At 56.8% G+C, this 22,945-nt stretch carries 20 protein-coding genes and 2 pseudogenes; 5 read left to right on the top strand and 17 right to left on the bottom strand.

Features of this window, described 5'->3' with window-relative positions:
- Positions 1-228: 228 nt before the first annotated feature.
- The 6 genes and pseudogenes from EDC27_RS14740 to EDC27_RS16620 all read right to left on the bottom strand — a co-directional run.
- Complete coding sequence (locus EDC27_RS14740; protein WP_123291491.1) at positions 229-1,338, bottom strand: ABC transporter ATP-binding protein; 1,110 nt, start codon at positions 1,336-1,338, stop codon at positions 229-231.
- Positions 1,325-2,107: an ABC transporter permease gene (locus EDC27_RS14735; protein ID WP_123291397.1), complete on the bottom strand. Its 783-nt coding sequence runs from the start codon at positions 2,105-2,107 to the stop codon at positions 1,325-1,327. Before EDC27_RS14735 ends, EDC27_RS14740 begins: the two co-directional genes overlap by 14 nt.
- Before the next feature lie 13 nt (positions 2,108-2,120).
- Positions 2,121-3,014, bottom strand: a complete 894-nt coding sequence (modA, locus tag EDC27_RS14730) for a molybdate ABC transporter substrate-binding protein (protein ID WP_211334926.1) — start codon at positions 3,012-3,014, stop codon at positions 2,121-2,123.
- A gap of 23 nt (positions 3,015-3,037) precedes the next feature.
- On the bottom strand, positions 3,038-4,069 hold the full coding sequence (locus EDC27_RS14725; protein WP_123291396.1) for a substrate-binding domain-containing protein: 1,032 nt from the start codon (positions 4,067-4,069) through the stop codon (positions 3,038-3,040).
- Between the two features lie 1,047 nt (positions 4,070-5,116).
- A pseudogene (locus EDC27_RS17130) lies at positions 5,117-5,409 on the bottom strand (RpiB/LacA/LacB family sugar-phosphate isomerase).
- A gap of 220 nt (positions 5,410-5,629) precedes the next feature.
- Positions 5,630-5,857 (bottom strand): annotated as a pseudogene (locus EDC27_RS16620) (IS1380 family transposase); the annotation flags it as partial.
- Between the two features lie 33 nt (positions 5,858-5,890).
- Here EDC27_RS16620 and EDC27_RS14715 point away from each other — a divergent pair.
- Positions 5,891-6,403, top strand: a complete 513-nt coding sequence (locus EDC27_RS14715) for a hypothetical protein (RefSeq protein WP_148045786.1) — start codon at positions 5,891-5,893, stop codon at positions 6,401-6,403.
- A gap of 127 nt (positions 6,404-6,530) precedes the next feature.
- Here EDC27_RS14715 and EDC27_RS14710 read toward each other — a convergent pair whose 3' ends face one another.
- The 3 genes from EDC27_RS14710 to EDC27_RS14700 are packed head-to-tail and all read right to left on the bottom strand — an operon-like array spanning position 6,531 to position 12,372.
- On the bottom strand, positions 6,531-7,982 hold the full coding sequence (locus EDC27_RS14710) for an efflux transporter outer membrane subunit (RefSeq protein ID WP_123291489.1): 1,452 nt from the start codon (positions 7,980-7,982) through the stop codon (positions 6,531-6,533).
- A gap of 26 nt (positions 7,983-8,008) precedes the next feature.
- Complete coding sequence (locus EDC27_RS14705; protein WP_123291394.1) at positions 8,009-11,137, bottom strand: efflux RND transporter permease subunit; 3,129 nt, start codon at positions 11,135-11,137, stop codon at positions 8,009-8,011.
- A gap of 5 nt (positions 11,138-11,142) precedes the next feature.
- The gene (locus EDC27_RS14700; protein WP_170161851.1) at positions 11,143-12,372 is read right to left on the bottom strand and encodes an efflux RND transporter periplasmic adaptor subunit; all 1,230 of its coding nucleotides are present in this window, start codon (positions 12,370-12,372) and stop codon (positions 11,143-11,145) included.
- Positions 12,373-12,655: 283 nt separating this feature from the next.
- Between EDC27_RS14700 and EDC27_RS14695 the strand changes: the two genes are divergently transcribed.
- Positions 12,656-13,321: a TetR/AcrR family transcriptional regulator gene (locus tag EDC27_RS14695; RefSeq protein WP_123291392.1), complete on the top strand. Its 666-nt coding sequence runs from the start codon at positions 12,656-12,658 to the stop codon at positions 13,319-13,321.
- Positions 13,322-13,345: 24 nt separating this feature from the next.
- Here the strand turns inward: EDC27_RS14695 and EDC27_RS14690 are convergent, their stop codons facing one another.
- From EDC27_RS14690 to EDC27_RS14680, 3 genes are all read right to left on the bottom strand, one after another.
- Positions 13,346-13,660 (bottom strand): AzlD family protein, encoded by a 315-nt coding sequence (locus tag EDC27_RS14690; RefSeq protein ID WP_123291391.1) that lies wholly within the window; start codon positions 13,658-13,660, stop codon positions 13,346-13,348.
- Positions 13,653-14,384 (bottom strand): AzlC family ABC transporter permease, encoded by a 732-nt coding sequence (locus EDC27_RS14685; RefSeq protein ID WP_211334924.1) that lies wholly within the window; start codon positions 14,382-14,384, stop codon positions 13,653-13,655. Before EDC27_RS14685 ends, EDC27_RS14690 begins: the two co-directional genes overlap by 8 nt.
- 70 nt (positions 14,385-14,454) lie before the next feature.
- Entirely contained in the window at positions 14,455-15,204 is a 750-nt protein-coding gene (locus tag EDC27_RS14680; RefSeq protein ID WP_245994626.1) for an MBL fold metallo-hydrolase, read from the bottom strand.
- A gap of 358 nt (positions 15,205-15,562) precedes the next feature.
- Here EDC27_RS14680 and EDC27_RS14675 point away from each other — a divergent pair, with 358 nt between their 5' ends.
- The 3 genes from EDC27_RS14675 (at position 15,563) to EDC27_RS14665 (ending at position 16,634) form a co-directional block, all read left to right on the top strand.
- Positions 15,563-15,748, top strand: a complete 186-nt coding sequence (locus EDC27_RS14675; protein WP_170161850.1) for a hypothetical protein — start codon at positions 15,563-15,565, stop codon at positions 15,746-15,748.
- A gap of 276 nt (positions 15,749-16,024) precedes the next feature.
- On the top strand, positions 16,025-16,447 hold the full coding sequence (locus EDC27_RS14670; RefSeq protein ID WP_148045785.1) for a hypothetical protein: 423 nt from the start codon (positions 16,025-16,027) through the stop codon (positions 16,445-16,447).
- A 7-nt stretch (positions 16,448-16,454) separates the two neighbouring features.
- Positions 16,455-16,634 (top strand): hypothetical protein, encoded by a 180-nt coding sequence (locus EDC27_RS14665; RefSeq protein ID WP_123291388.1) that lies wholly within the window; start codon positions 16,455-16,457, stop codon positions 16,632-16,634.
- 748 nt (positions 16,635-17,382) lie between these two features.
- Here the strand turns inward: EDC27_RS14665 and EDC27_RS14655 are convergent.
- From EDC27_RS14655 to EDC27_RS14635, 5 genes are all read right to left on the bottom strand, one after another.
- Complete coding sequence (locus tag EDC27_RS14655) at positions 17,383-19,539, bottom strand: tetrathionate reductase family octaheme c-type cytochrome (protein WP_211334923.1); 2,157 nt, start codon at positions 19,537-19,539, stop codon at positions 17,383-17,385.
- The gene (gene nrfD / locus EDC27_RS14650) at positions 19,536-20,789 is read right to left on the bottom strand and encodes an NrfD/PsrC family molybdoenzyme membrane anchor subunit (RefSeq protein ID WP_123291386.1); all 1,254 of its coding nucleotides are present in this window, start codon (positions 20,787-20,789) and stop codon (positions 19,536-19,538) included. Before nrfD ends, EDC27_RS14655 begins: the two co-directional genes overlap by 4 nt.
- Positions 20,786-21,712 carry a 4Fe-4S dicluster domain-containing protein gene (locus EDC27_RS14645; RefSeq protein ID WP_123291385.1) on the bottom strand — a complete coding sequence of 309 codons (927 nt, stop codon included), beginning with the start codon at positions 21,710-21,712 and terminating at the stop codon, positions 20,786-20,788. Before EDC27_RS14645 ends, nrfD begins: the two co-directional genes overlap by 4 nt.
- On the bottom strand, positions 21,709-22,158 hold the full coding sequence (locus tag EDC27_RS14640) for a universal stress protein (protein ID WP_123291384.1): 450 nt from the start codon (positions 22,156-22,158) through the stop codon (positions 21,709-21,711). The genes EDC27_RS14645 and EDC27_RS14640 overlap by 4 nt, the downstream gene beginning before the upstream one ends.
- Before the next feature lie 119 nt (positions 22,159-22,277).
- On the bottom strand, positions 22,278-22,640 hold the full coding sequence (locus EDC27_RS14635) for a DsrE family protein (protein ID WP_123291383.1): 363 nt from the start codon (positions 22,638-22,640) through the stop codon (positions 22,278-22,280).
- Between the last annotated feature and the right edge of the window lie 305 nt (positions 22,641-22,945).

The raw sequence follows: 22,945 nt of genomic DNA, 5'->3' as shown, positions 1-22,945 counted from the left end.
TTGCAGACCAAATCGACGGCTCGTGGCCGGTCCAGTCCAGTGCGAGGTCACTATAGGCCGTGCTCCAGCACACCCTGCTCCGATTCTCCTGGCGGCGGATGTGAGGCACAGGCCGTTACCTTTTATTGTTGGTCCAGTCTGGTGTGGGGGCACTATAACCGGCTTTAAAGAACATCAGGTTCCTTTAATTTTTCCGGGAATTGACGGACCGATCCGTTTCATTTCGCCTCATTCCTCAGTGCAATCATTCCTATTTAAGGGGACGCAAAAAAAGCGATCGATCGGCAGGATGATTTCAATTTTCTTGTGATGAAGCGTTTCAGACCGGTGCCTCTCCGTCGTCACCTTGATCACCGCGTCACTGTCGTACGGTTTGAAAGAAATGGAGAGGTCATGAATGCCTTCCACCATTTCAACGACTTCACCCTTCAATCGCGGATCGTTCTGGGAGCATGGTTGGCCACTCAAATGTAACACGACGTTCTCGGGACGAATACCGAGGACTACAGAGTCCCCTTTTTTGATTTCCGCATTTCCTAGTGTATTCCTGTCGATGGACAATTGCAGCCCGAGGCTTTTCAATCCAACAACGATGCCGTGGTCGTGCTTGTCGATGACCATTGCGGGGAAAAGATTCGGTATGCCCAAGAAACGGGCAGCTTCGAGTGTGGCCGGCCTGTCGAAAACTTCTCTGCGAGGACCGCTTTGGTGTAAAGTGCCGTGGATAAGGATGTGGATCTTTTCACCGAAGAAAAATGCTTCCTCCAAATCATGGGTAACCATGAGTGTGGTGACATGGTATCGTTGTTGTATGGATTTTAAAAGTCCCCAAAGCTCTCGTCGAAAGGTTTCATTCAAAGCCGAAAAAGGTTCATCCAGGATCAAAAGCTTTGGGGAAGGCGCGAGCGCCCTAGCAAGTGCCACACGCTGACGCTCGCCGCCGCTCAGGTTGGCCGGCATCCGGTCTTTGAGGTCCCCCAGGTCCAGGGCATCGATCAAGGACTCCACAACCGCCCAATCGTTCCCATGAGGTTTACGTCTGCAGCGGATGCCGTACATGATATTTTCCTTGACCGAAAGGTGAGGGAAGATGGCGAGTTGTTGGGGCAGGTAACCCACATCACGTCGCTCCACCGGGACCTGGGTGAGGTCTTTGCCGTTTAAAAAAATGCGGCCCGCCGCAGGTCTTCGAAACCCCACAATCAGTTCGAGAACCGTGCTTTTCCCTGCACCCGAAGGGCCCAAAAGGGCATGGCATTCACCGGAATGAATCTCGAGGGACAAAGGGTTCAGAGTGAACGAGCCGGTCCGGAGCGTGATTCCCTCAAGTTTCAGCATGAAAGCGCCTCCTCGAAACCCTGCGAACAAGAAAAAGGGAACCCAGCCCGATAAACAGTAACAACAGGATCAAGGCCACGGTCCCCTCGATGTCGGCCGTAGAAAGTCTCATGTATATGGCAACGGGCAGCGTCTCCGTCCGCATGGCCATGGTACCGGCCACGGTGATGGTCGCGCCAAACTCGCCCATGGCCTTGGCCCATGAAAGCACGAATGCCGTAAACAGACCCCGTTTCGCCAATGGCAGGGTCGTGGTGGCAAAGGCTCTGAACGGACCCGCACCCAGGGAACGGGCAACGCGCTCGTATTCCGTCGGGATTTCATCCAGTGCCGTCTTAACAAATCGGGTGGCGATACCCAGGACCGTGACAAACTGCGCCAAAACGACCCCGGCGAAACTGAACACAAACGTGACGAGATGCGCCTGAATCCACTCTCCTAGAGGATTGTTAAAGAAAATAAGGAGAACGGCTCCAAGGGCAGCCGGTGAAACAATGATGGGAAACTCCAAGATGGTGTCGGCCGCCAGGCGACCCCTGAAATCAAAGCGCGACAAAGCATAGGCCGCCGGCACCGCAAGCAACAAGGCGAAAACGGCGGCCAGGGTGGCCGCCGCCAGGCTCAGCTTGATCGTAAACAGCGTGCGGTCGCTGAACCATATCCGGCGCACTTGGTCCCATTCAAAAAAATAGGCCAGAGAAAGGATAAGGAGCGCATAAAAGGACAACACGGCCAATGATGCGCAAATTGTGATTCGACGAAACCCCACGTGGCAATCGATCCTATTTTTTCAACCATTCCGTTGGGATAACATATTCGCCACCCACAGGCTTTTCAGCACCTACATAGGCAAATGCCTCGTCGGGCGTGGCAAAGTATTTGTACTTGGCGAATATGGCCTGGCCTTCCGATGAGAGGATAAAATCAATGAATTTTTGGGCTGCCTGGCGATTTTGGGTGTATTTGGCAATGGCGATGGGGATGTATCCAATGCGCGGAATCTGATCCGGGTGCAGCGGCACGGTTTCAATCCGTTCCGGGTCCCAGTGTTGAAACACCCGCCAACCGATCACGGCGTCGACCTGCTTAAGGGAGATGGCGGTGGCGGTTTTTTCACAGCTACCCGTGTAATTGGTCAGATTCCGTTTGAAGGCTGCTTTTTGCTTGGGAGTGAAGTTTTTTTCGATGATTTCCACCGCGTATGCCCCCACACAAACCCCTTCAGGGTTGGCGATGGCCACCTTGATTCCCGGCCGAGTCAGGTCCGCAAGGGTTCGAATATCGAGTGGATTACCCTTTGGCACATTAATGGCCGGGACCAAATAGACGACATTTCTTTCGGTTTCCGGAAAAACATCGCCGTTCCGTTTGGCCAGTTCCATGTAATCCGACGAACCGGGAAAGTAGATGTCCCCCTGCTTGGCCAGTTTCATCTGGGAAAGAACATAACCCGATCCGCCGAAGACGATATCGACTTTCACGCCGGTTTTCTTTTCGTACAAGGCAGCTGCCTTTTCAGTGGGCGGCTGGCTCGCCGCCCCGGCATAAACGAGAAGCCTTTGCTGGGCCTCGGCCGCCCCAGAGAAAAACAAAAGGAAGCATAAAACCAAGCCCGTCACGCTCACATGCCATCCCGACTTCATCCAACTATCAACACCATCCAAATTGAAAGCCATTGTTTATTCTCTCCTTTCGTACGTTAAACGAGTTCCTCTTGGCCTGTTGTCCGGGTGTCGATCCCCCTGAAGCCCGCCAGAGATTTTCGATAGCTTGCGCTTTGAACGATTTTGCGCAGAGCCACAATGCGCGGATCGTTTTCCAAGTAAGCCGGATAACAGAAATCAAACGCCTCCAAGCTCACCTGGAGAAATTCGAGCCCGGCTTGTTCGGCGGTCAGACGATGGCATACTCCCGCATCGACCCATCCGTGGCGAACGGCCACGGCCACCTCCCAGTGGTTTTCAGCAATGCTCTCCACCGCCCTGTCACTGGGAAGGACCTTGTCTTGGCAGCGCCGCGCACCGGTGCCTGGCTTGCGTCCGATCCAGCGAACACTTTGAGAATTCAATTTCTTGAACCTGCTCAGGCCTTCTCCGGAACGAACCGCCACGCCTTCGTGCCAGACAGCGCCTCGTAACAACTGAAATCCCTTTCCGAGCATGTCACGAACCACAGCTGCATTTCCTCCCGCTTCATCGACCTCTCGCAGATGGGTCCCGGCCACATGCACCACGCCTTTTTTGAGTAAAGAAAGAGCTTCTTTACTGGAACGGTGAAAGGACAGCACCCTCACGCCTGCCTTTGAGCCCATCACCGAAGCCAGAAATCCGGCTGCGGGATCACAGGAGGCCATGACCAAGGTCATTTTTGACACATCCGTCGAGAGCGGTTTTCGCACATGGCCGTCAACCCAGCCATCGGGCGGCAAAATACTGTAAGGTAGCGGTTCCACCGGAAACGCGAGAACCGTCTGGTCAAAAGAGGCTTCCCAAAAGGCAGGGGATTCCTCCGATGGTTGCCATGCCCAGGCAATAACTTGGCTCTCTGTGTCCGCAAACAGTTCCTCAACCGTACAGTCCAAAGCCCGGGCCAGTGCCAAGGCTGTATGCACTGACGGGACCAAAGCGCCGTTTTCGATGGCGGCGATTCCGGAACGAGAAACACCCGAACGGCGTGCCAGCTCGGCCTGCGTCCAATTCTTTTTCGCGCGGAATTCACGCAATCGCGACATATTCACCTCTTCAATAAAGTCATGATCCTTGCGCCAATGTCAGGATCCTGTCGTTTTTTCATCCAATGGCCATTATTGTCAAGGGCTCCGCGATCCGTCCTCGACGCGATCACGTCGGGGCGAACACTGACCCCCCCAATTGGGCTGCACCCACAATCAGCGTCGAGTGCGGTCCACAAAAGGCGTGTGAGACGGAAGAGAGAGCGGTTCAGCCCGTTCGAAGGAAAAGATGGACGGCCAATCGTCCAATCACTTCATGCCTTGAAGGCGTAACCTGGCGACGGTTCATCGGGTGGTGAAATGGGCCATCTATCCGCTTATCCAGGGTTATTCCAGGTATGGTGATGGATCACCGTCATGCTTCGGCGGCTTATGGGCTTGACTGTCACCAAGAAATAGGCCCATGGCATCATGCATTGCAATGGTTGGCTTTTGTCTCAACACCCGAGGGGAGGTGGGGGAGGGTGGTTCCCCCTGATTCAGCCCCCCCTGGAAGCTAACTCCTTTTTACACCATCATACGGAAACTCATGTCGTAGGCACATCCACCCAAAAGTATCCCAGGAAAGATGATCGTCAAAAAATCGAAGCGGCCACAGGTCTCGATCTCTCCGGATATCTCGAACGGGGGTACACGGCCGTCAGGGTGGACTATAGGGGCTCAGGGCTCTGAGGGAGGTTGATGCGGGGTCTGATCGAACAGTCGCCCGGGTAAAAGGTCTACGTGATCATCCGGATGGACAACGTCCCCCCTTGAGATACCCTACGGGGAAAGAATGGTCCTGGCAGGAACCTTCATCAACGAGAGAACCGGCTACGAATTGGGCGTGTTCACCAACATAATCCCCCAAAAAAATAGACAGGGTGTCGTCGGTCCGCTTCGTCCCCCGCGGGCCTGGACGTTTCATCCATACGTGCGTCTCGTTCTATGATTCGGCCCCTGGCTTCTCCTTTTAACTGACAATTGCATCAATCTTTTGAATCCGTTTCATAGGATGTCCCCCTTAAAGGGGGTATTGAGCCAGACGTCCACGGTCTTGAGGGCCGTTCAAGGGGAGATCGTCCTCGCCTCTAGGGAGATTCTGTTCGCATCATTGTGCCCTCTAAGTAGGAGGGTCGTTTTTCGGTTCCAGCAGCGTGCGCACCGAATCCCTTTGAGTCGGTTGGCCACCATGGCCTCCCCGTTCCCGGAGCCCCCAAGACAATGCCCCGCTCGCATGCTCCCTTCTGCACCGCTTTGGCCGCAGCGCGTAGGAACGGGGAACAGTCGACGGGCGTGTCCGAATGCGTGCCGAAGTCATAAACCTCATGCCCTATCTCCCCCAGGAATGGCTTGATCATCTCCTTCGTGAATCGGTAAGAGCCCCTCCATGCCTTCATGCACACAGGGCTCTTTTTTTGAAAAAGGCGCCGTCGACATTCTCTTATAAGACATAGCAGAGTCCACGCCCTGTATTTTTTCTTGCAGTCTTTGGAAAATCAGCCCATGTCGGCGGACCGTGAGCGTACTTATCTAATCGGCCGTCGCAACCATTTCGAGACCGCTGAGGTTGATCTCAGGCTATCCGGTAGCCATAAACCCATAAACCTTCCAGAAGGCTTCATAAGCAGGCAGTGCCGGCTGAATCTCAGCTGGAGCTGGCGCCCGCTTTCCATCCGCAGGGAGGCGCGCTCGATCAGGTTCCTGGATCACGGGCTTCATCCTGCTCCGCTTGACTACATGGCGGATCGGTGCGCCATCTCCCAGCAAGCCAAGCTGACCGATAAAGCGCAAAATGTTGGAGGTCAGAACGTTAAAAGCAGCCCTTGCCCGGACCGGACGATGGCACGTTCCGTCACCACTTCGTGGAAACTGGGGGACGGTGCGTCGATTCCTCAGTGTCCCGCCGTCGATGTGCCGGAAGCTCTTCAGGAAGGTCACCTTCGAGCCCTGCTCCTGCAAGACAGTGCGCTCTGGCAAGAAGGATTTCCGCAGGCTTGGGAATCTTTGAATCGGCTGGAATTTCTCGTGCTTCAGGACAACCTTTTGGGCCCCGCGGCCCGGTGGGCTCACGTGGTGCTGCCCACGGCTGGCTTTGGACAACAGGATGCCAACATGATCAACCAGGTGGTGCGCCTGCTGGCCCTGCACCAAGCCTGGACCGTCATGGGGAAAGTTTGCACGACTGGGACGGCATCAGCCGCCTCATGGCTGCCGACGGGGCCGCCTTTCCCAAAAGCCTGGATTCCGTTTAACAGGAATGGGCGAGGCTCTTTTTCGACAGCGCCGTGGCCGATGGGAACAAGGCCGCTGGCAAAAAAACAGCGCCTGGCGAATCTTTTGGTCAAGGCCTAGCGTGTTGGGAAAAACCCTTGTGGATGAGCTCGGCACGATCTTCTGTGGGAGCACGGCACGGCGCCAAAGGCGGGGCGATAACAGCCTGCAGTTCAAGGCCGCGCGTTGACAAGCGCTCAGGCTCCGCTCACGGATTCGCCGACGTGCTCGGCTGCCAGCCGCCTCCCAAAGCCTTGTAAAGCCGAATCAGGTTGGCCGTGACGGCGCCACGGCTTTGAGCGCGTTCGTCTTGAAAATTCTGCAGGGTACGCTGCGCATCTAAAACATCGGTAAAATCCACAAGGCCCGCTTGGTAGCGGTCTCCGGCGCGAAACGCCGCCTTTTGGGCGGCCTCAACGGCTTTATTCAGCTGCTCCAGCCGCCTTTGTTCCTTGGCAAAGGCCACAAGAGTATTTTCCACTTCTTCCAGAGCGTTCAATAAGGTGGATTCGTAGCGCAACAGGGCCTGCTCCTGCTGCGCGGTGCGAACCTCGATGGTCTGGCGAATCTTTCCGGCATCAAAAAGGCGCCATTGCACGGCGGGACCGATGGTCCAAAAACGGCTGGCCCACTCCAGAAGATCTGGTGCCCTTAGGGATTCCAAGCCAATGGTGCCCACAAGGCGAAATTTGGGGTAAAGCTCTGCCGATGCCTGGCCAATGCGGGCCGTGGCCGCTGCCAGGTTCCGTTCGGCTAGCCGAATGTCGGGGCGGTTTCGAAGCGCTTCGGCGGGAATGCCCACGGCCACGCGCGGTGGCACCGAAGGAATAGGGCGAGATTCGCCCAAAACCTTTTCCAGCGTTCCGGGTTCCTTACCCGCAAGCACCGCCAGTCGATTCTTTGCCGCTTCCAAACCGGCTTCCAGAGGGGCAACGGCGGCTCGCGTGTGTTCCAAATTGTAGAGTGACTGCTGAACGGGCAGTTCGTCAATAAGGCCCGCTTCATAGCGCGAGAGGTTCAATTCGTAAGTTTCCTCCTGCACGGCTATGTTTCGGCGCGTCAGATCCAAGCGTTCCTGAAAGGTGCGCAGTTCGACGTAAGCCAAAGCCGCTTCGGCCATGAGGCTCGCCCGCACGGCATCGTGGGCTGCTTGAGCGGCTTCCCAGTCGGCAAGGGCCGCCTCCACGGCCCGGCGCGTTCCGCCAAACAGGTCCAGCTCCCATCCTGCGTCAAAACCGGCCCGGTAAAATCCCGTTTCCATGGCCCGACTGGCGGTGCCATGCGCGCTGGTGCGCTGCCGCAAAGCTTGGCCCGCCGCATTCAGTGATGGAAAAAGATCGGCTCTTTGGGTGCCGAGAACCGCTCGAGCCTCTCGAACACGAGCTACGGCCACTTTGAGGTCCCTGTTGGCCTGCAGGACGCGACTCTCCACTTCGGTAAGAATAGGGTCGTCAAATGTTTTCCACCATTGAGCCAGAACGGCCTCGCTCAGGTTCGCGGCTTCAAACGGGCCGGTCTCCTGAGCGTGCCAGCGCTCCGGAACCTTGTTTTCCGGAGCGGTGTATTGAGGACCCACGGGAGCACAGCCCTGAGCAATGAGGGACATCACGACGACCCCTCCCAGAACCGTCCTTAAGAGCGCCCGTTCAAACCACGCCATGTAGCCTTCTCCCTTTCTGAACTCCATCAGGGTGTGCCACGATGCTTTTCGCGCCACGCTCGACCTTTTTCCCGCGCCGTCTGAAACACGTAAAAGAGATAGGGAATCAGAAAAATACCCACAAGCGTGCACACGAGCATGCCCGAAAAGACCGTGGTCCCGATGGCCCGGCGGCTGGCTGCGCCGGCTCCGGTGGCAATCACTAAGGGCGCCACCCCTAGAATAAAGGTGAATGCCGTCATGAGAACGGGGCGGAACCGAATGCCGGCACCCGCCAGCGCCGCTTCGGGGATGGACAAGCCACGCCTTCGACTGTCTCGAGCAAATTCCACGATGAGAATGGCATTCTTGGCAGACAGCCCCACCAGAAGCACCAATCCGATTTGCGCATAGATGCTCAAAGGCATGCCCATCACAGTCAGTCCGGCCAGAGCGCCTAGAGCTGCCACCGGGACATAAAAGATGATGGCCAGAGGAATGTTCCAGCTTTCGTATTGACCAACAAGAAACAGGTAACCAAAAAGAACCGCTAGAAAGAAAAGCCAGACCACCTGACCTGAGGCTTGTTTTTCCTGAAAAGACACCGACGACCATTCAAAGCCGTAGCCTGGCGGCAGCACCTTGGAAGCCAATCGTTCCATGGCCTCCATGGCTTGGCCGGAGGAATAGCCCGGGGCCGCCTGGCCGCTGAAATCCGCGCTGGGAAACTGATTGTAACGCTTCATCAATTGAGGACCCAGAATGGTGGACAGGGTGGCAAGGCTGGTGAGAGGAACAAGGGTTCCGGCATCACTTCGCACATACAGCCTTTGAATGTCGGAAAGATCGTCGCGGTAGGTCGCTTCCGCCTGCACCTTGACCTGGTACGTGCGATCCTGCAGGTTGAAGTCATTGACATAGGCCGATCCCAACTGGGCCTGCAGCGTTGAAAAAATGCGGCTTACGGGCACTTTCATATATTCGGCGCGGGTTCTGTCCACGTGGAGAAAGATCTGAGGCGTGTTGGCCGTGTAGGTGGTAAAGACTCGGGAGAGGGCCGGATCCTGATTGGCGGCCATCATGAGGGAGAGGGCCACGCCAAAGAGTTCCTGCGGGCTTTGGCCTTCTTGGGCCAAAAGCCGAAAATCAAAACCACCCGTCGTGCCCAGCCCGATGATGGCCGGTGGCGCAAAAGCAAAGGAATTGGCTTGGGGAATGGCGGCCAGGCGTGCCTGGACCTGCCTGACAATGTTCTCCACATGCAGTCGAGCGCCTGGCCTTTCGTCCCACGGCCTGAGAATGGCAATGCCAAATCCCACGTTGGCCGCACGGCCACTCAATAGGCTGAATCCGCTCACCCCGATGACGTCTTTCACGCCGTCGATAGAACGAATCTCTCCCGTGATGCGCTTCATCACTTCGTAGGTTCGTCCCAAGGACGCCCCTTCGGGAAGCTGCGTGTTAAAAAAGAAATAGCCCTGATCCTCTTCCGGAAGAAAACTGCTGGGGCTCCTTTGAAACAAAACCCCACTACCCACAAACACCCCGATTAGAATAAGCAATCCAAGAACAGCTTTGCGAATGAGCAAGGCGGATCCCGCCACGTAGCCTCGGCGCGCCCTAGCCAAGAACCGATTAAACCAAGCAAAAGGGCCGCGTTGAGGCGGCCGATGAGGCCGGAGGAGGATGGCGCACATGGCGGGACTCAGGGTCAGAGCGCACAGAGTGGAAATGAGCACCGAGGTGCAGATGGTCACAGCAAACTGTTTGTAGAGCTGCCCCGTGATGCCGGGCATAAAGCCCACCGGGACGAAAATGGCCAGAAGCACCAAGGTGGTGGCAATAATCGGGCCGGTCACCTGCTCCATGCTCTTGATGGCCGCATCCTTTGGCGAAAGGTTTTCCTCCGCCATGAGGCGAAACACGTTTTCCACCACAACGATGGCGTCGTCGACGACGAGACCAATGGCCATGATGAGGGCAAACAAGGAGATGGTGTTGGCGCTGTAGCCCAGGGCAAGAAGGACCGCAAAGGTCCCGATCAAAGATACCGGAATGGTCACCGTCGGCACCAAGGTCGCGCGCCAGTCCTGCAAAAAGACGTAATTGACGAGAAGCACCAGAAGAAAGGTAAGCCCTAAAGTCCATTGGATTTCTCGAATAGCTGCCGACACATAGCGAGTGGTGTCCAGAATGATTTCGTAAGCCATGTCCTGGGGCATGAACCTCGACAGGCGCTGCAGTTCGGCTCGAACGGCCTGCATGGTGTCCAAGGCGTTGGCTCCGGTGGCTCGGTACACGGCCAGCGTGGCGGCAGGGTTTCCGTTGAGCATGGAGTCGGTAGAATACTCCTTGGCGGCCAACTCCACGCGGGCAATGTCCTTCAAACGCACCAGCCCCCCCTGGTCGTTTCCACGAATGACGATGTTTTGAAATTCCTCGGGTTTATCCAGCCGCCCCTTGGCTCGAATGGTAAACTGAACCTGCTGTTCCGGCCCCATGGGTTCCCGGCCGATGGCCCCGACGGCGGCCTGAATGTTTTGACGCCGCACCGCGGCGATAACATCCTCAGCCGTCAGCCCCATGGCCGTGAGTCGGTCCGGGTTCATCCAAATGCGAAGGCTGTACTCCTTTTCTCCAAAGATGAACACGTCGCTCACCCCGGGCAGGCGCACCAATGCGTCCTTGACCACATTGCTCATGAAATGGCTCAGGGAAAGCATGGTTTGAGTGCCCTTGGGAGAATAAAAACTGACCGCCGCCATGATGTCCGAAGAACGGCGCCGCACCGTGATCCCTTGCGCCACCACTTCCGCAGGAAGCTTGGGTATGGCCAGTTGCACCCGGTTTTGCAAATTCACCTGGTCGATGTCGGGATTGGTGCCCACGGCAAAGGTGACCGATAACTGATAGGTGCCGTCGTCGGAACACGTGGATGACATATAGAGCATGTCTTCGACGCCGTTGACTTCCTTTTCGATGGGAGCAGCCACCGTCTGGGAAATCACCTCAGCCCCGGCGCCGGGGTAGGCGGCAGTGACGAAGATTTCCGGCGGTGTAATCTGAGGGTATTGGGCCACGGGGATGTTGAAGAGAGCAATGAGCCCTCCGATGGTGATGACGATGGACACCACCGCCGCAAGGCGCGGTCGTTCGATGAAAATCCGAGAAAACATGACCGCTACCCCCTTTGTTCCGTCAACACTTCAGGGCGCACCGTCTGGCCGGGCCGCACCTTCTGAAGGCCCTGCACGATGACCTGTTCCCCCTCCACCAGCCCTGAGGTCACGGCCCACTCGGTGCCCAGGGTCGGCCCAAGGCTGATGTATCGAGCCGCCACCGTGCCTGAAGCATCCACAATCAGGACGTAATGACCCTTTTGATCCACCAGAACGGCCGACTGCGGCACCACCGGCAAGGGGTTAGGGTCCCGAGCCTTGACCAGCACCGTGACGTACTGGCCGGGAATCAACAGCCCGTCCGGGTTGGGAAATACGGCTCGCACCGCAATGGTTCCCGTCGAAGGATCCACCTGGTTGTCCACAAACTGTACGGTACCCGTGGACGCATAGGCCGTCCCGTCCAGAAGCCGCAAGGAGGGGGCCAACACCCGATTGTTTTTTCCGGAAGCGGCTTCCCGCAAGGCGGCCTGAACCGCCGCCACATCGTTTTCACTGACTCCGTAGACGACACGGATCGGGTCTTCTTGGACAATGCGCGCAAGGACTCCGGAACTGGGCCCCACAAGGTTCCCCACCGTATAGGCCGTACGGCCGATGCGCCCGGTAATGGGTGAGGTCACCACCGTGTAGCTTAATTGGAGTTGATCGATGGCCAGCTGGGCCTTGGCCGCCTGCAAGCGCGCCGCTGCTTCCGCTCTTGCCGTCACCGCATTGTCCATGTCTGTGGCGGGAACACTTTCCGCGCGGGCTGCCCGAAGCCTTTTAAGATAGCGATCGGCCCGGTCCAGCGCGGCTTCGGCCTGGGCCACCTGGGCCTTGGATGCTTCCACACGGGCCTTGTAAAGGTCCTGCTCAATCACATAAAGCACATCGCCGGCACGCACCCGCGCTCCTTCCCGAAAACGCACTTCTTGAAGAAAACCCTCCACGCGAGCTCGAAGGTCCACCGTCTGCAACGCTTCCACATGGCCCACGTATTCCGTGGCCGGGTTTACGTCTTTGACTCGAACGGGCACGACACCTACGGGCACGGGCTTGTTCTGCCCCGAATTCGAAGGGTCGGCTCCAAGAATGGGATCGACCCCGGCCCACCCCAAAAGCCCAACCGTTAAAAAAAGAGCCGCCCACCACCTGGCGACTCTGACCGAGTTGTCGGCACAGCACACTCCGGCGCATCGCCTCCAATAGCGGCTCAACTCCTGACTCCTAAACCCTTTGCGCCCCTGCATGAACAAGCCCTCACCAAGAAAGGGTTGACAAATCCAAACGTCTACTTCAAATTGTGTTTTGAATTTCATATTTAAAAATTCGATGTGAAAAAGTCAACGGTTCTTTGGAAAGGCCGCGCACAGGGCAGGGCGGATCGGGCAGTGTCACCGGCCATCACCTTTCAAAGGGCCGCTCAGGGTCGACAAAAGGGCGGGATCCCTCTTGCCGGTTCAAGACCTCGTGGGTCATCTTCCGTGAAGGGCGCGGCTTTCACGCATCGAATGCGAAAGGACGGAGAAAAAAATGGCTCTGCGACGCGACGGGCTCGCCACACGCACACGGCTTTTGGAAGCCGCCTGCGAGGTCTTTGCCGAAAAGGGCTACCGCGGGGCCCGCCTCGTGGATATATGTCGTCGCGCAGGGGCCAACATCGCAGCAGTGAATTATCACTTTGGAGACAAGGCTTCCCTTTACGTGCAAGCGTGGAAACATGCCTTTCGCAAAGACTTGAAAGAGGGGCCTGTGGTGTCCGAGCATGTGCCGCCGCGGGAACGGTTCGCTGCCCTGATTCGTGACCTGCTGATCAACTTTGTGAAAAAGAGCCGCCACGGGCAGTTTACCCGTCTCTACTTTCAAGAACTGGCCAATCCCACAGGCCTCATTCGGGATGCGCTGCAGGAACTTATTGAGCCCCACCGCCTGTTTCTTCTCAAGCTGCTTTCCGACTTGACGGGACTGCCCACCAACGACGAGCGTCTTCTTTTCAGCGAACTGAGCATCATCAATCAGTGTCGGGCCGTCTTTACGGTGCGCCCGGAAGACCTGGAATACCTCTTGGGACAGCCCATATCCCAGGATCTCATCGACCGACTGGCCGAACATATCATTCGGTTTTCTTTGGGTGGGCTCAGGGCCGTAACCCCTTGCCTCGCCGTGGATGAAGAAGAGGATGCGCCACGGCCTTCCTGAGGCAAGCTCGCCTCACCGGTTCTTTCAGCCGGGAAACAGGTGTCGGGCCAGGCCCACAATGGTCATGCCCACCAGCATGGCCAGGAAAAGATTCTTTGTTTTCGCCGCGAGGGCGGCAGTGCACGCGGCGGCGAGAAAACCCCACGATCCGGCCGCCAAAATGTTGGGTGCCACCAAAGACACCAACAGGGTTCCCGGCAGGGCGTCCATAAATGTTCGAAACCGGCCGTGTTGAGGCAAGCAGTTGGCAAGAAGCAAGCCGCCGAGACGGAGGGCATAGGTGGTTAGAGCCGCGGCGCCAATGGCCAAGAAAGCTTGCATTTCCTGAACACTAGCCATGATGCCTCACACTCCCGCGCTTGCCGTCCATGAGCACGGCGCTCAAGGATCCCGCCGCCGCACCGCCGAGAATGTACCATTTGCCCGGAAGGATTTTTTCCACAACCACCGCGGCACATGCCGCAACCAACCACGGCACGGCGTCCTTTCTCCCACGCCACAAAGACACGGCCAAAGCCGTAAACACGGCCACAAAGGCAAAGTCCAGAGCGTAGGCGGCGGGGTTCTCAATGGCGGCGCCCAAACAATGTCCCGACAAGGTTCCCAGACACCAGGCCGAAACAATGCAGAGGCCACCGCCCAACAAAAAAGACGTGGACACCGCCCCGTTGCGGCGTCGAGCTGCCATGGCCACGGCCCAGTTCTCATCGGCCACCCAGTGCATTCGCGTGGCTTTGTGCCATAGGGAGGTGCCTCGAAAAAGGGGCTCCAGAGAGGCCCCGATCAGCAGATAGCGAAGATTGATGGCCAAAACGGCCAGGGTCATTTCCGCCAAGGGCAACGGCGGCACCCACAGGTCCACCATGACGAACTGAGCCGACCCGGCAAACACGGTGAGGTTCATCACAAGCAACTGCAGCCAGGTGATCTGTTTTTGAGCGGCCAGCATGCCGAGGACGCTGCCGTAGGCAGCCACACTGACCGCCACCGGCAGGTTGGCCACAAAGCCACAACGGAGTTCCTGCCTCGAGGAAGGTTGCATCACAGATAGGCTTTCAAGCATACCCATCCACCTCGTGTCTGCACCAAACTTAACCCCGGCAGGAGCAACACCAATAGTCCAGCATGGGCCCTCACTTTTCCAAGGGCAGCACAATGACCGGAACGGTCGCCATGGCCTTAAAGCGAGCGGCATCGTCCAGGGATCCGATGCCTTCGCCCACATGCATGGGCACGGCCACCCTGGGGCCAATGGCCGCCGCGGCGCGCACCGCTTCCTCCGCCGTCATCACATAGGTGCCGCTCACCGGCAACAGCGCCACATCGGGAGCGAGTCCGGCCATTTCTGGAATATGGTCCGTATCTCCCGCGTGATAGATTTGAAGGCCGTCCACCGTGATCAGAAACCCCACATGGCCGGCTTCCTTAGGGTGAAAGGGAACCCCGGGACTGCGAAACTTGGTGAGGTTATAAGCGGGAAGGGCTCGAAGGCCGACTCCCCTGACCGTCAAGGCATCGCCAGGTTTCACGGTGCGAATGTCTCCGGAAAACTTCGCCGCCGCAGCGGCTGTGGTCACGATGACGGAGTCCGCCTTACGAATCTTGGCCACGTCGGCCGGGGAGGCATGGTCAGAATGTTCGTGGGTGATGAGGATGAGATCGGCTGGTGGGCCGTCTTTGATTCGATAGGGATCGATGTAGACGACGGCATCCTTGCCGTCGATTCGAAAGCTATCATGCCCCAGCCAGTGAATTTTCTCCACCAGCGCTTGCACGTCCTTGACTTCGGCGGCCCGCGTGCCGAAAGCCATGCCCAGAAATCCAACGCCAAAGGCCGCAACCCCAATAACCAAATTCTTGAAAATCGAGCAGCCTTGGTCCATGGTTCATTCCTCCCTGTTGTCATGTCTTCTTGATCGCAGGTTCCGTGACAACTGTGATGAACAGTAGGCGCCAAGGCTCGTTTGGTCAAGCGGGCTGTGCGCTTGGCTTTCTGAATCGGCGCCAAAAGCGATTGCCGAATAAGTGCTCGCCGCGGCGCACGCCTCTTCCATCCCTTGATTGAATGCCGGAAAGGGTAGAATCTGGGCCGTTTCGTGGACTCGAGCCGGTCGGGGCCACTTAATTGGTGCAGCAAGCCGTGTGTGGAATGATTTTCTCGGACAAAGTGGGCAGCGATCTAAAGGGGCCTGGGCCGCGCAGCGCCGGCTCAACACGGAACCTATGCAGAAAGGAAACGCGATGATCCAAACAAGGCCCTTGATTGTTGGGGGTTGGGAGCTTGCGGTGTGCGGTCTCCGCATGATGCAAACGGCGGCTGCGGCGCCCACGAAAGTTCGCGCGCGCTCGGCCATTCTGGTGGACTTCACAGACGGTCATGTTCTTTACGAGCAGAACGCCGACGAGCCCATCGTCTCGGCCTCTTAGACCGAGGTGGTGATCCTTTACCTGGTTCACGAAGCCATCGAACAGGGCCGTCTCAACCCGTGGAAACACGGGCGCGTGAGCCGTGAGGCTGCTGCAGGCGAGTCTCGAATGGGGCTTTGAGCCGAAGACTTAGCCGGGGCGGGGAATTGATTGAGACCTAAACAGAGCGATTAAAGCATCAAAAACCTACCTCATGGGCTGCTGACGTGGTCGAGTAGCGTGATCGGGTGCATCCCATAACCGCGCAACAGTAGCCCAAAAGGTGGGCACATCACCATGAGACGTACCTTAACCGCGACAAAAGGCAAAGCAACGATCGACGGCGTTGAGGTGACCCACAATACGCTCACAGGCCTCGACGGTTTGCGTCTGTTTGTTCGCTATCTTTGCAACATCCAGATTTTTCGGCAGATCGGTACTTTCTTTGGCTCCACGCGAGGCCGCCGCACGGGGCAGCCGATCATCGAGATTTTCAAGCAACTGCTGTGTTTTTTTATGGACGGCACCGGGGCCGGCACCTGGTCGACATTGACGCCCAGGCCAAGGACGCGGGCTATGCTGCCGTACCCCGAGTGTGAGCCAGACAGATTGGTTTCCTTCCACGGCGTCAAGTCGTTTCGTCGAGCGCTGTTTGGCCGTCCGCAGGATCAAGATGCTCAGATGGTGCTGCCTTTTGCCCGGCCCCACACGGTGGGGTGACCTGGGCATGGGACAAGCCATCCATGCGGCGCTCACCAAAGCTGGATACGGTCCATGGCTTCAAGGGCAAGGGATCCTCGTCGGGGACCACAACCGGGGCAGTGAAGAGCTGGTGAGCCGGGCACTGAAGGATTTCGGCTTCGAGCAGCAGCCTTTTAAGCGCTTTGCCCCGCCATGCGGGCTTTGACGCCACGATGCTGGTGTTCTTTTTTTCTCTACGAGAGCTTCACGCACGACGTCTGCACGCCGGTGGTCGAGCCCGTAAGCTAAGCCACCTCGCCGCGCCGTAGGGTGATGGACATGGCCGCCAAGATCGTACGGCCCGGCCGCCGTGTGGTTTTGAAAGTGACGGGGGCAACCTTTGAGGCCCTCCATTACGAGAGGCTCTGGCAAAAAAGCGGGACGCCGCCCTGATATTGCTAGGGGTAAGGGACGTGCAGTGCCGAAGAGATGACCTGCACAGGAGGAGAGGTGTTTTCAAAAATGGCGTACATTTGACGATACACGAAACAGCAGGGCTCATTCGCAAAAGACATGGCCCAGTTCAGAAGCTGAAAGATGGCGATCGGTGAGCCCAAATCGACGCTTCAATGGTCAGCCAGACCATCGCCGGCTCTGTCGCGCTCCAGAATCGCTCCAATGAGGTTCCCACAGAGCAGTCCGCTCCAGCGCTTAACCCGTTTCGATTTTCGGGAAAAAAGGTCGCGCCTACAGCGCCCAAAGGTCCCTCAAAGGGTCAAAAGGCGGCCGGCATCTGTTTCCAGGGCGAGCCCGGTTGACACAAAGAAAATCCCTATAGGCCCCGTCAGCGCCGCCAAAGGGCAAGGTTCTTCAGGCACTCAGGCCGGCAGGGCAACTGCGACATTCGGCAGAGAAAAGACCTAGGGGATTCTTTCTCGAAGCCCCAGGGGCGGGCTCGCCCCTGGGATGGTGGTCTAGGGATTCTTCGGCAAGCTGGGTCCCTGGCCAAGGGGCAGTTGCTTGAAACGCCCGCCGTACACAATGGGATCCCCTTTGTAACCCAAGGATTGAAAACCGATGTAGTCCGTGACATTCAGAAGCTCGAGCGTGTCTCGGCCGGCATAATAGAGTTGCTGAAAATCAATGCCGCGGTAGGCCAAGGCCTTGAAATCAATGGATGCGGTGTTTTGATGGCATCGACCACAGTACGGCTCCTGCCTTAAACTTTCGTGGCACTGGACACAGGAAAGGGCTCGATTCTTAGGCGTGATCTCATGATTCAAGCCCCAGTACATGACCGTGTCCACCCACTTGAATGTCCCGCTGTAGGCAAGTCCGGCCGCCTTCATTCCGTTTTCTATGGACTTTTTCCAGTCAAGCGTCTTCCAATAACCGCCTTCGCCGAACAGGTGCGGCACCGCAATGACATTCCTTTGCGCGTCGGCAGGTTGGCGTCCTCGCATCACCTTGAAGGCATAGATTTTGGCCTGGGGATCTTGAATATCTCCGACGGGTTCCGTGAGCTTGACCGGGCCGTTGGGTTCAAAACGATCCCCAAGCACATAACGGCGCACTTTGCCGTTGTACCAGTAGTATTCAGGCTTAGCACTTTCCTTCCAGATAAATTCTCCCTTTTGCCACGAATAATCGGGCATGCCGTACTTGTCTTTTTTGGGTTTTCTTTTTTTATCACCGGCCTTGGACCAATCCCAAAACACTTTGGTCGCCTTGCACTTGGCGTAAATGGGGCTATGGCATGTGACGCACGCCACATGTTCGGTGTGCCGGTTCAGATGATGATTCAAGACGTTAGAGGCATCCCCGTGGGGCTGCGCCGTATGGCACGTTTCGCACGAATGGCTTCCTTCGACCACCGGAACGGAAGTGCTTCGGCCGGAAATCTTGTGATTTCGCGTCTTGTGGCAGTCTACACACTGAAAATCCATACCCCCCATGTGCACGTCACAATTGCGGGAAGGGTAGTAGAGGATGCTGTTCATATCTCCGTGCTTGACCGCATCGCCACCGCCTCCTGAAAAATGGCAATCACCGCAGTTCTTTCGAGTGGGCCGGCCGACATTTTGCGCGATTTTTCTCAGGTCCAATTCCTTGTAGGGCATACCCGCGCCCGTGGGAATCTTGGCATAAGTGCCGGTCGCGTCGTGGCACACAAGACAATCGATGCGTGTTCTGTCAGTAAAATCAAAGTTCGCGTCTTTCCATCCATAGCCGGCATGACAACTTGTGCACCGAGGCCAATTGGAAGGCAGAGCAATGCAGAAGTTGTTCACCGTTTTTGCTGCCTTGCCCAACGACACATCCTTTTCATGACCTTCAGTGTACGGAGAGGGACCTCGCAACAGCCAGTGAGTACTGGCAAGCATATCTTCCCCCGCTTTGGCATGGCACCTCAAACATTCCTTGGTGACGTCCATGGGTTCGGGATGGGGCGGCAGTTTCACCAAGGTGGAATGGTCGGGGACATTCTTGGCGTGGCACTCCGTGCAGCCCACGGGCCCCTTATCCCTTTCCATATGGCATCCCACGCATTGGAGATGGTAAGCGGCTTTCAGGCCGGGGCGCTCGGGCATGCCCGCCTGAAAAGCTTTTTGATGGCAGGCGGAACATCGCGTGGTCTCTTTGGCCGCTGGATCCTTTGGCCGGTAATGGTGACACACCGTGCAGTCGCCCACCACCACCGCATGTTTCTTGTGCATGAAACGCACATAGCCGTAATGATTTTCTTCGGCCTCAATCATCGGGCTCTTGAGCACCATGTAATCGATGGTGAGGTCCGTCAGTTTGGGAAAGGCATCCCCTAAGCGCCTCTTTCGCTCTACGGGCGTCTCCTTGACAACTTCCTTAACCAAAGGCACAGTTTCGCTTGCTCTCTTGAGGGCTTCTTCCAGATCCACGGCCCGCCACGGCGAGCCGTCTTCAAACACGGCCTTGGGCGGCGGTGGAGGACCCTTGGGAGCTTCCGCCCCGATAAGGTTTTGAAGATTGGAGAAAAGCAAAAGACCCATCGCAAGCAAAGCCACTCCCACAAATCCGATGAGGCGCCGCGGGCCAATCGAAAAACGGTGCAAGACGAGGGTCTTTTTCAGGCCTCCCGAGGATCGTCTTGTCATGACTCAGCCCTCCCTGGCACGGAGTGTGTTACGCCCAGCGATGTTCCATGGCTTGGGATTCGAGGCGGCAACACGGGAAGATAGGTCACCAGTACCCGATACAAAAACACGATGGCCGCCGTGAGCGCCGTCGTCACCGCCAGTTCCCCAATGGACGGCCAGTAACCTACGACCGCATAGGGAGACCTGTAGCCCACGAGAAACACATTAAGGCGATTGAGAACAACACCGGCAATGATGAGGCACGCACTGATAAAAAGCCCTCTTCGAGATCGCCGAACCGTCGGCATTCCCAGCAAAACAAAAGGTAGAAAAACCCCCACCACTATTTCCACCAGAAAAGAAAAGCTCTGCGCACTGGCTTCAAAAAGAAAGCGGTACGTTCCACGCACAAGAAGGTCCCCGATCTTGAGGACACCATAAATTCCAATAAACAGGAAGGTGTATCGGCTGAGCTGGGATAACACGGGTGTCTCGTCTTCTATGGGCAGGGATGCCGAGGCCAGCACGTTTTCAAATATCACCATGGGAAATCCCACGGCCACCGCCGAAATGAGAAACAACAGTGGCAAGATGGGCGTATACCATAGGGCGTGCAACTTGGTGGGAGCAATGAGCATGAGGGACCCCAGACCGGACTGATGCATGCAAGAAAGGACCACACCTGCGAGAATGAACACCCACATGACACGATCAAGTGTTCGATCCGCCACTTGAAGAAATTTTTCCAAAACGCCGTTCAAGACGGAAAGAGGACCGGGAAGACGCACGCCGTGCTTGTAACGTTCCGCCACAATGGGAAGGAATTCGATATAGAGCACATTGGTGTAGATCACCACACACATGGCCACTTCAAAAAGAACTGAGTTGCCCTGCCAATAAATGATGGGATGCCAAATGGCCCAATACCGGCCGATGTCGATCATCAAGGCAATGGGCACGAACGTGTAGCCAAGCATGGCCGTAAGAAGGGCCGGGCGCGTAATCGTTTCGTAGGCTTGCCGGCCAAACACATGGGCCAAAGCGGCCGTGGTGAACCCTCCCGCCGCAAGGGCTACCCCCGTGGCGACATCGATGGCAACCCAAATACCCCAGGGGGATGTTTGACTGAGGTTTGTCACGGCCCCCAGGCCACCCACAAACCGCGCAACCACAAAAACAAAACCCGGAATCATCAAGGCCACCAACACCAAGACCCCGGGCGTCCACAAAGGAACCGCCAGCGGGGCGGCCCTATGCCGCTCGCTCATGGTCCATCTCCTTTGTCCTCGGACGTTTGCTGTTCCTGCTTTTGTCGCCGATGGGTTCCGTACATGATGGCTCCCAATAGCCCATAGAGCGTGAGGGGCGCCCAAAAGTAGGCAAAAATCCCATGTTGAATCGATTCAGTCGTCTGAGGAATGGGCCGGTGCGGAAGCGTAAGAAATCCTAGCTTTTCAAAAGGTTCTCCGCTGATGTAGAGCCATGAGGTTCCGCCTACTTCCGATGCCCCGTATATGTGCGGAATGTAACGCGCAGGTTCTGCTTCAATTCTCTGGGCTGCCAACGCCAAGAGAACATTGCGCTTGCCAAAGGTGATGGCTTCCACAGGGCAAATGGCGGCGCAGCCGGGAACACCACCAGGCTGAGAAATCCTCTCAAAGCAGAAGGTGCACTTGCGCACGCGCGGCGTGATGGGGTCATTATACTCGTATTGAGGAATCTGAAAGGGGCAGGCGATCATGCAATAACGACATCCGATGCATTTGGATTCGTCATAGTGCACGGCGCCGTTGTCCCTTTTGGTCAGGGCGCCCACAATGCACGCCGACACACAGGCCGGGTCTTGGCAGTGCATGCATTGAACCTTGACGTAGGTGGGCACGAGCCGGTTTCGGTCGTCCACTTTTCCAGTATGGTATCGGTTGACAACCGTAAAGGACTGCGGTGTGGGGCGGCGTTGTGAGTCAAAGACCAGCATGTCGTCAAATGGGACGCTCGGCGCCGGAAGGTTGTTGACGGTGTTGCAGGCCTGTTCACACTTACGACACCCCACGCATCGAGTAAGATCCACCAGACATCCGTAAGGGTCATCGGGAACCCTTCGGGACACTCCCGGCCACGCGGACGAGGGAGCCACCGCCGCCGACGCAACTCCCGTAGCCGCCCATGTCAAAAACGTTCGCCGATTCATGGACTCAACGTCTCCTTCGCTTCACGAGGACATGGCACCAGCAAGACCGGGCACGGGGCGGTCTGGGCAATGGTGAGCCCCACCATTCCCAAGCGCGTAATGCCTGGCCGGTCACCCACTTGATGGCATCCCACGACCACCAGATCCGCCCTCGTCTCCTCGGCAAGTTTCACAACCTCCACAGCCGGGTCCGCTTCCCAACAGTTAAAGCCAAACCGCGAAACCCCTTGAAGAAGCGGCCGACATTCTCTGGTAAACCGTTCCTCGATTTCTCGCGTCATCTGCAGTATGCGTTCATCGGGCGTTTGCGGATGCGCAAGCCTGTAATCCAACGCATGAAAAATATGCAACCACGCCCCATGGACACTGGCCAAATAGGCCGCCATTCTCAAAGCTTCTAGGCCGGATTTGGAAAAACGAAAAGCGACAAGGATCCTTTTCACCATGGGGCCCAAACCGTGGGTTAAGGTTAGCGTGGCGCCACTGCCCCGCCGACATGCATAAAGTTTACGGAAAAAGGATGTTGCACTTCCCGTCGCCTAACGCCTAAAGGACTCCACTTTTTTTAGAACGTGAAGACCTTGTACTCGGGATCGGTCATCATCTTCACCAATACAGGCGCTGGCGAGATGACGGCACCTTCAATAAGATCATCTGGAGAAATCAAACGCTTGTCCGCGCAGGCCTTACATACGTGAATGGGGGCTTTTCGTTCAATGAGGGTATCCAAGAGATCTTTCATGTGTTCGCCCGTAGAGGAACGAATTCCTTCCGCCATGCCGATCTGAGCCCAATGAATGGCATCGTCGATCAAAAACACTTCCACGTGATGGCCATCAGCCGCCGCCAGACTTGCAAACTGCATGGCCCGCGTCGCACTGCCCGAACGCTCAAACCCAATGGAAATGACAAAACATAGTTTTTGCATCGTCCTCCTCCTCTGTCTTTGGGTGATCTTTTTCCTCGGCGCGTCTCGCCATTTCAAAACACAGGCTTTCACCAAATCCGCACCCGTTGAACTTCGAGGCAACTTGATGCAAAGTTCCCGCCACAATCCTCTTAAAATGAAAGGCAAAGGCCGGTGGGCTTGGCGTCTGTTTCCACGGGCCCTTCGTCGATGCGTCACCCCGGCATGTGTTAAGAATATGTAAACAGATGTTAACTTCTGATGTAAACGGGCGTTAAATATTTAACGTTCGCCGGCCGCGCGACAAAACGCCGCAGGCGTCCTTG

The sequence above is a fragment of the Desulfosoma caldarium genome, assembly GCF_003751385.1.
GTDB lineage: Bacteria > Desulfobacterota > Syntrophobacteria > Syntrophobacterales > DSM-9756 > Desulfosoma > Desulfosoma caldarium.
This window is presented reverse-complemented; position numbering and strand designations above follow the sequence as displayed.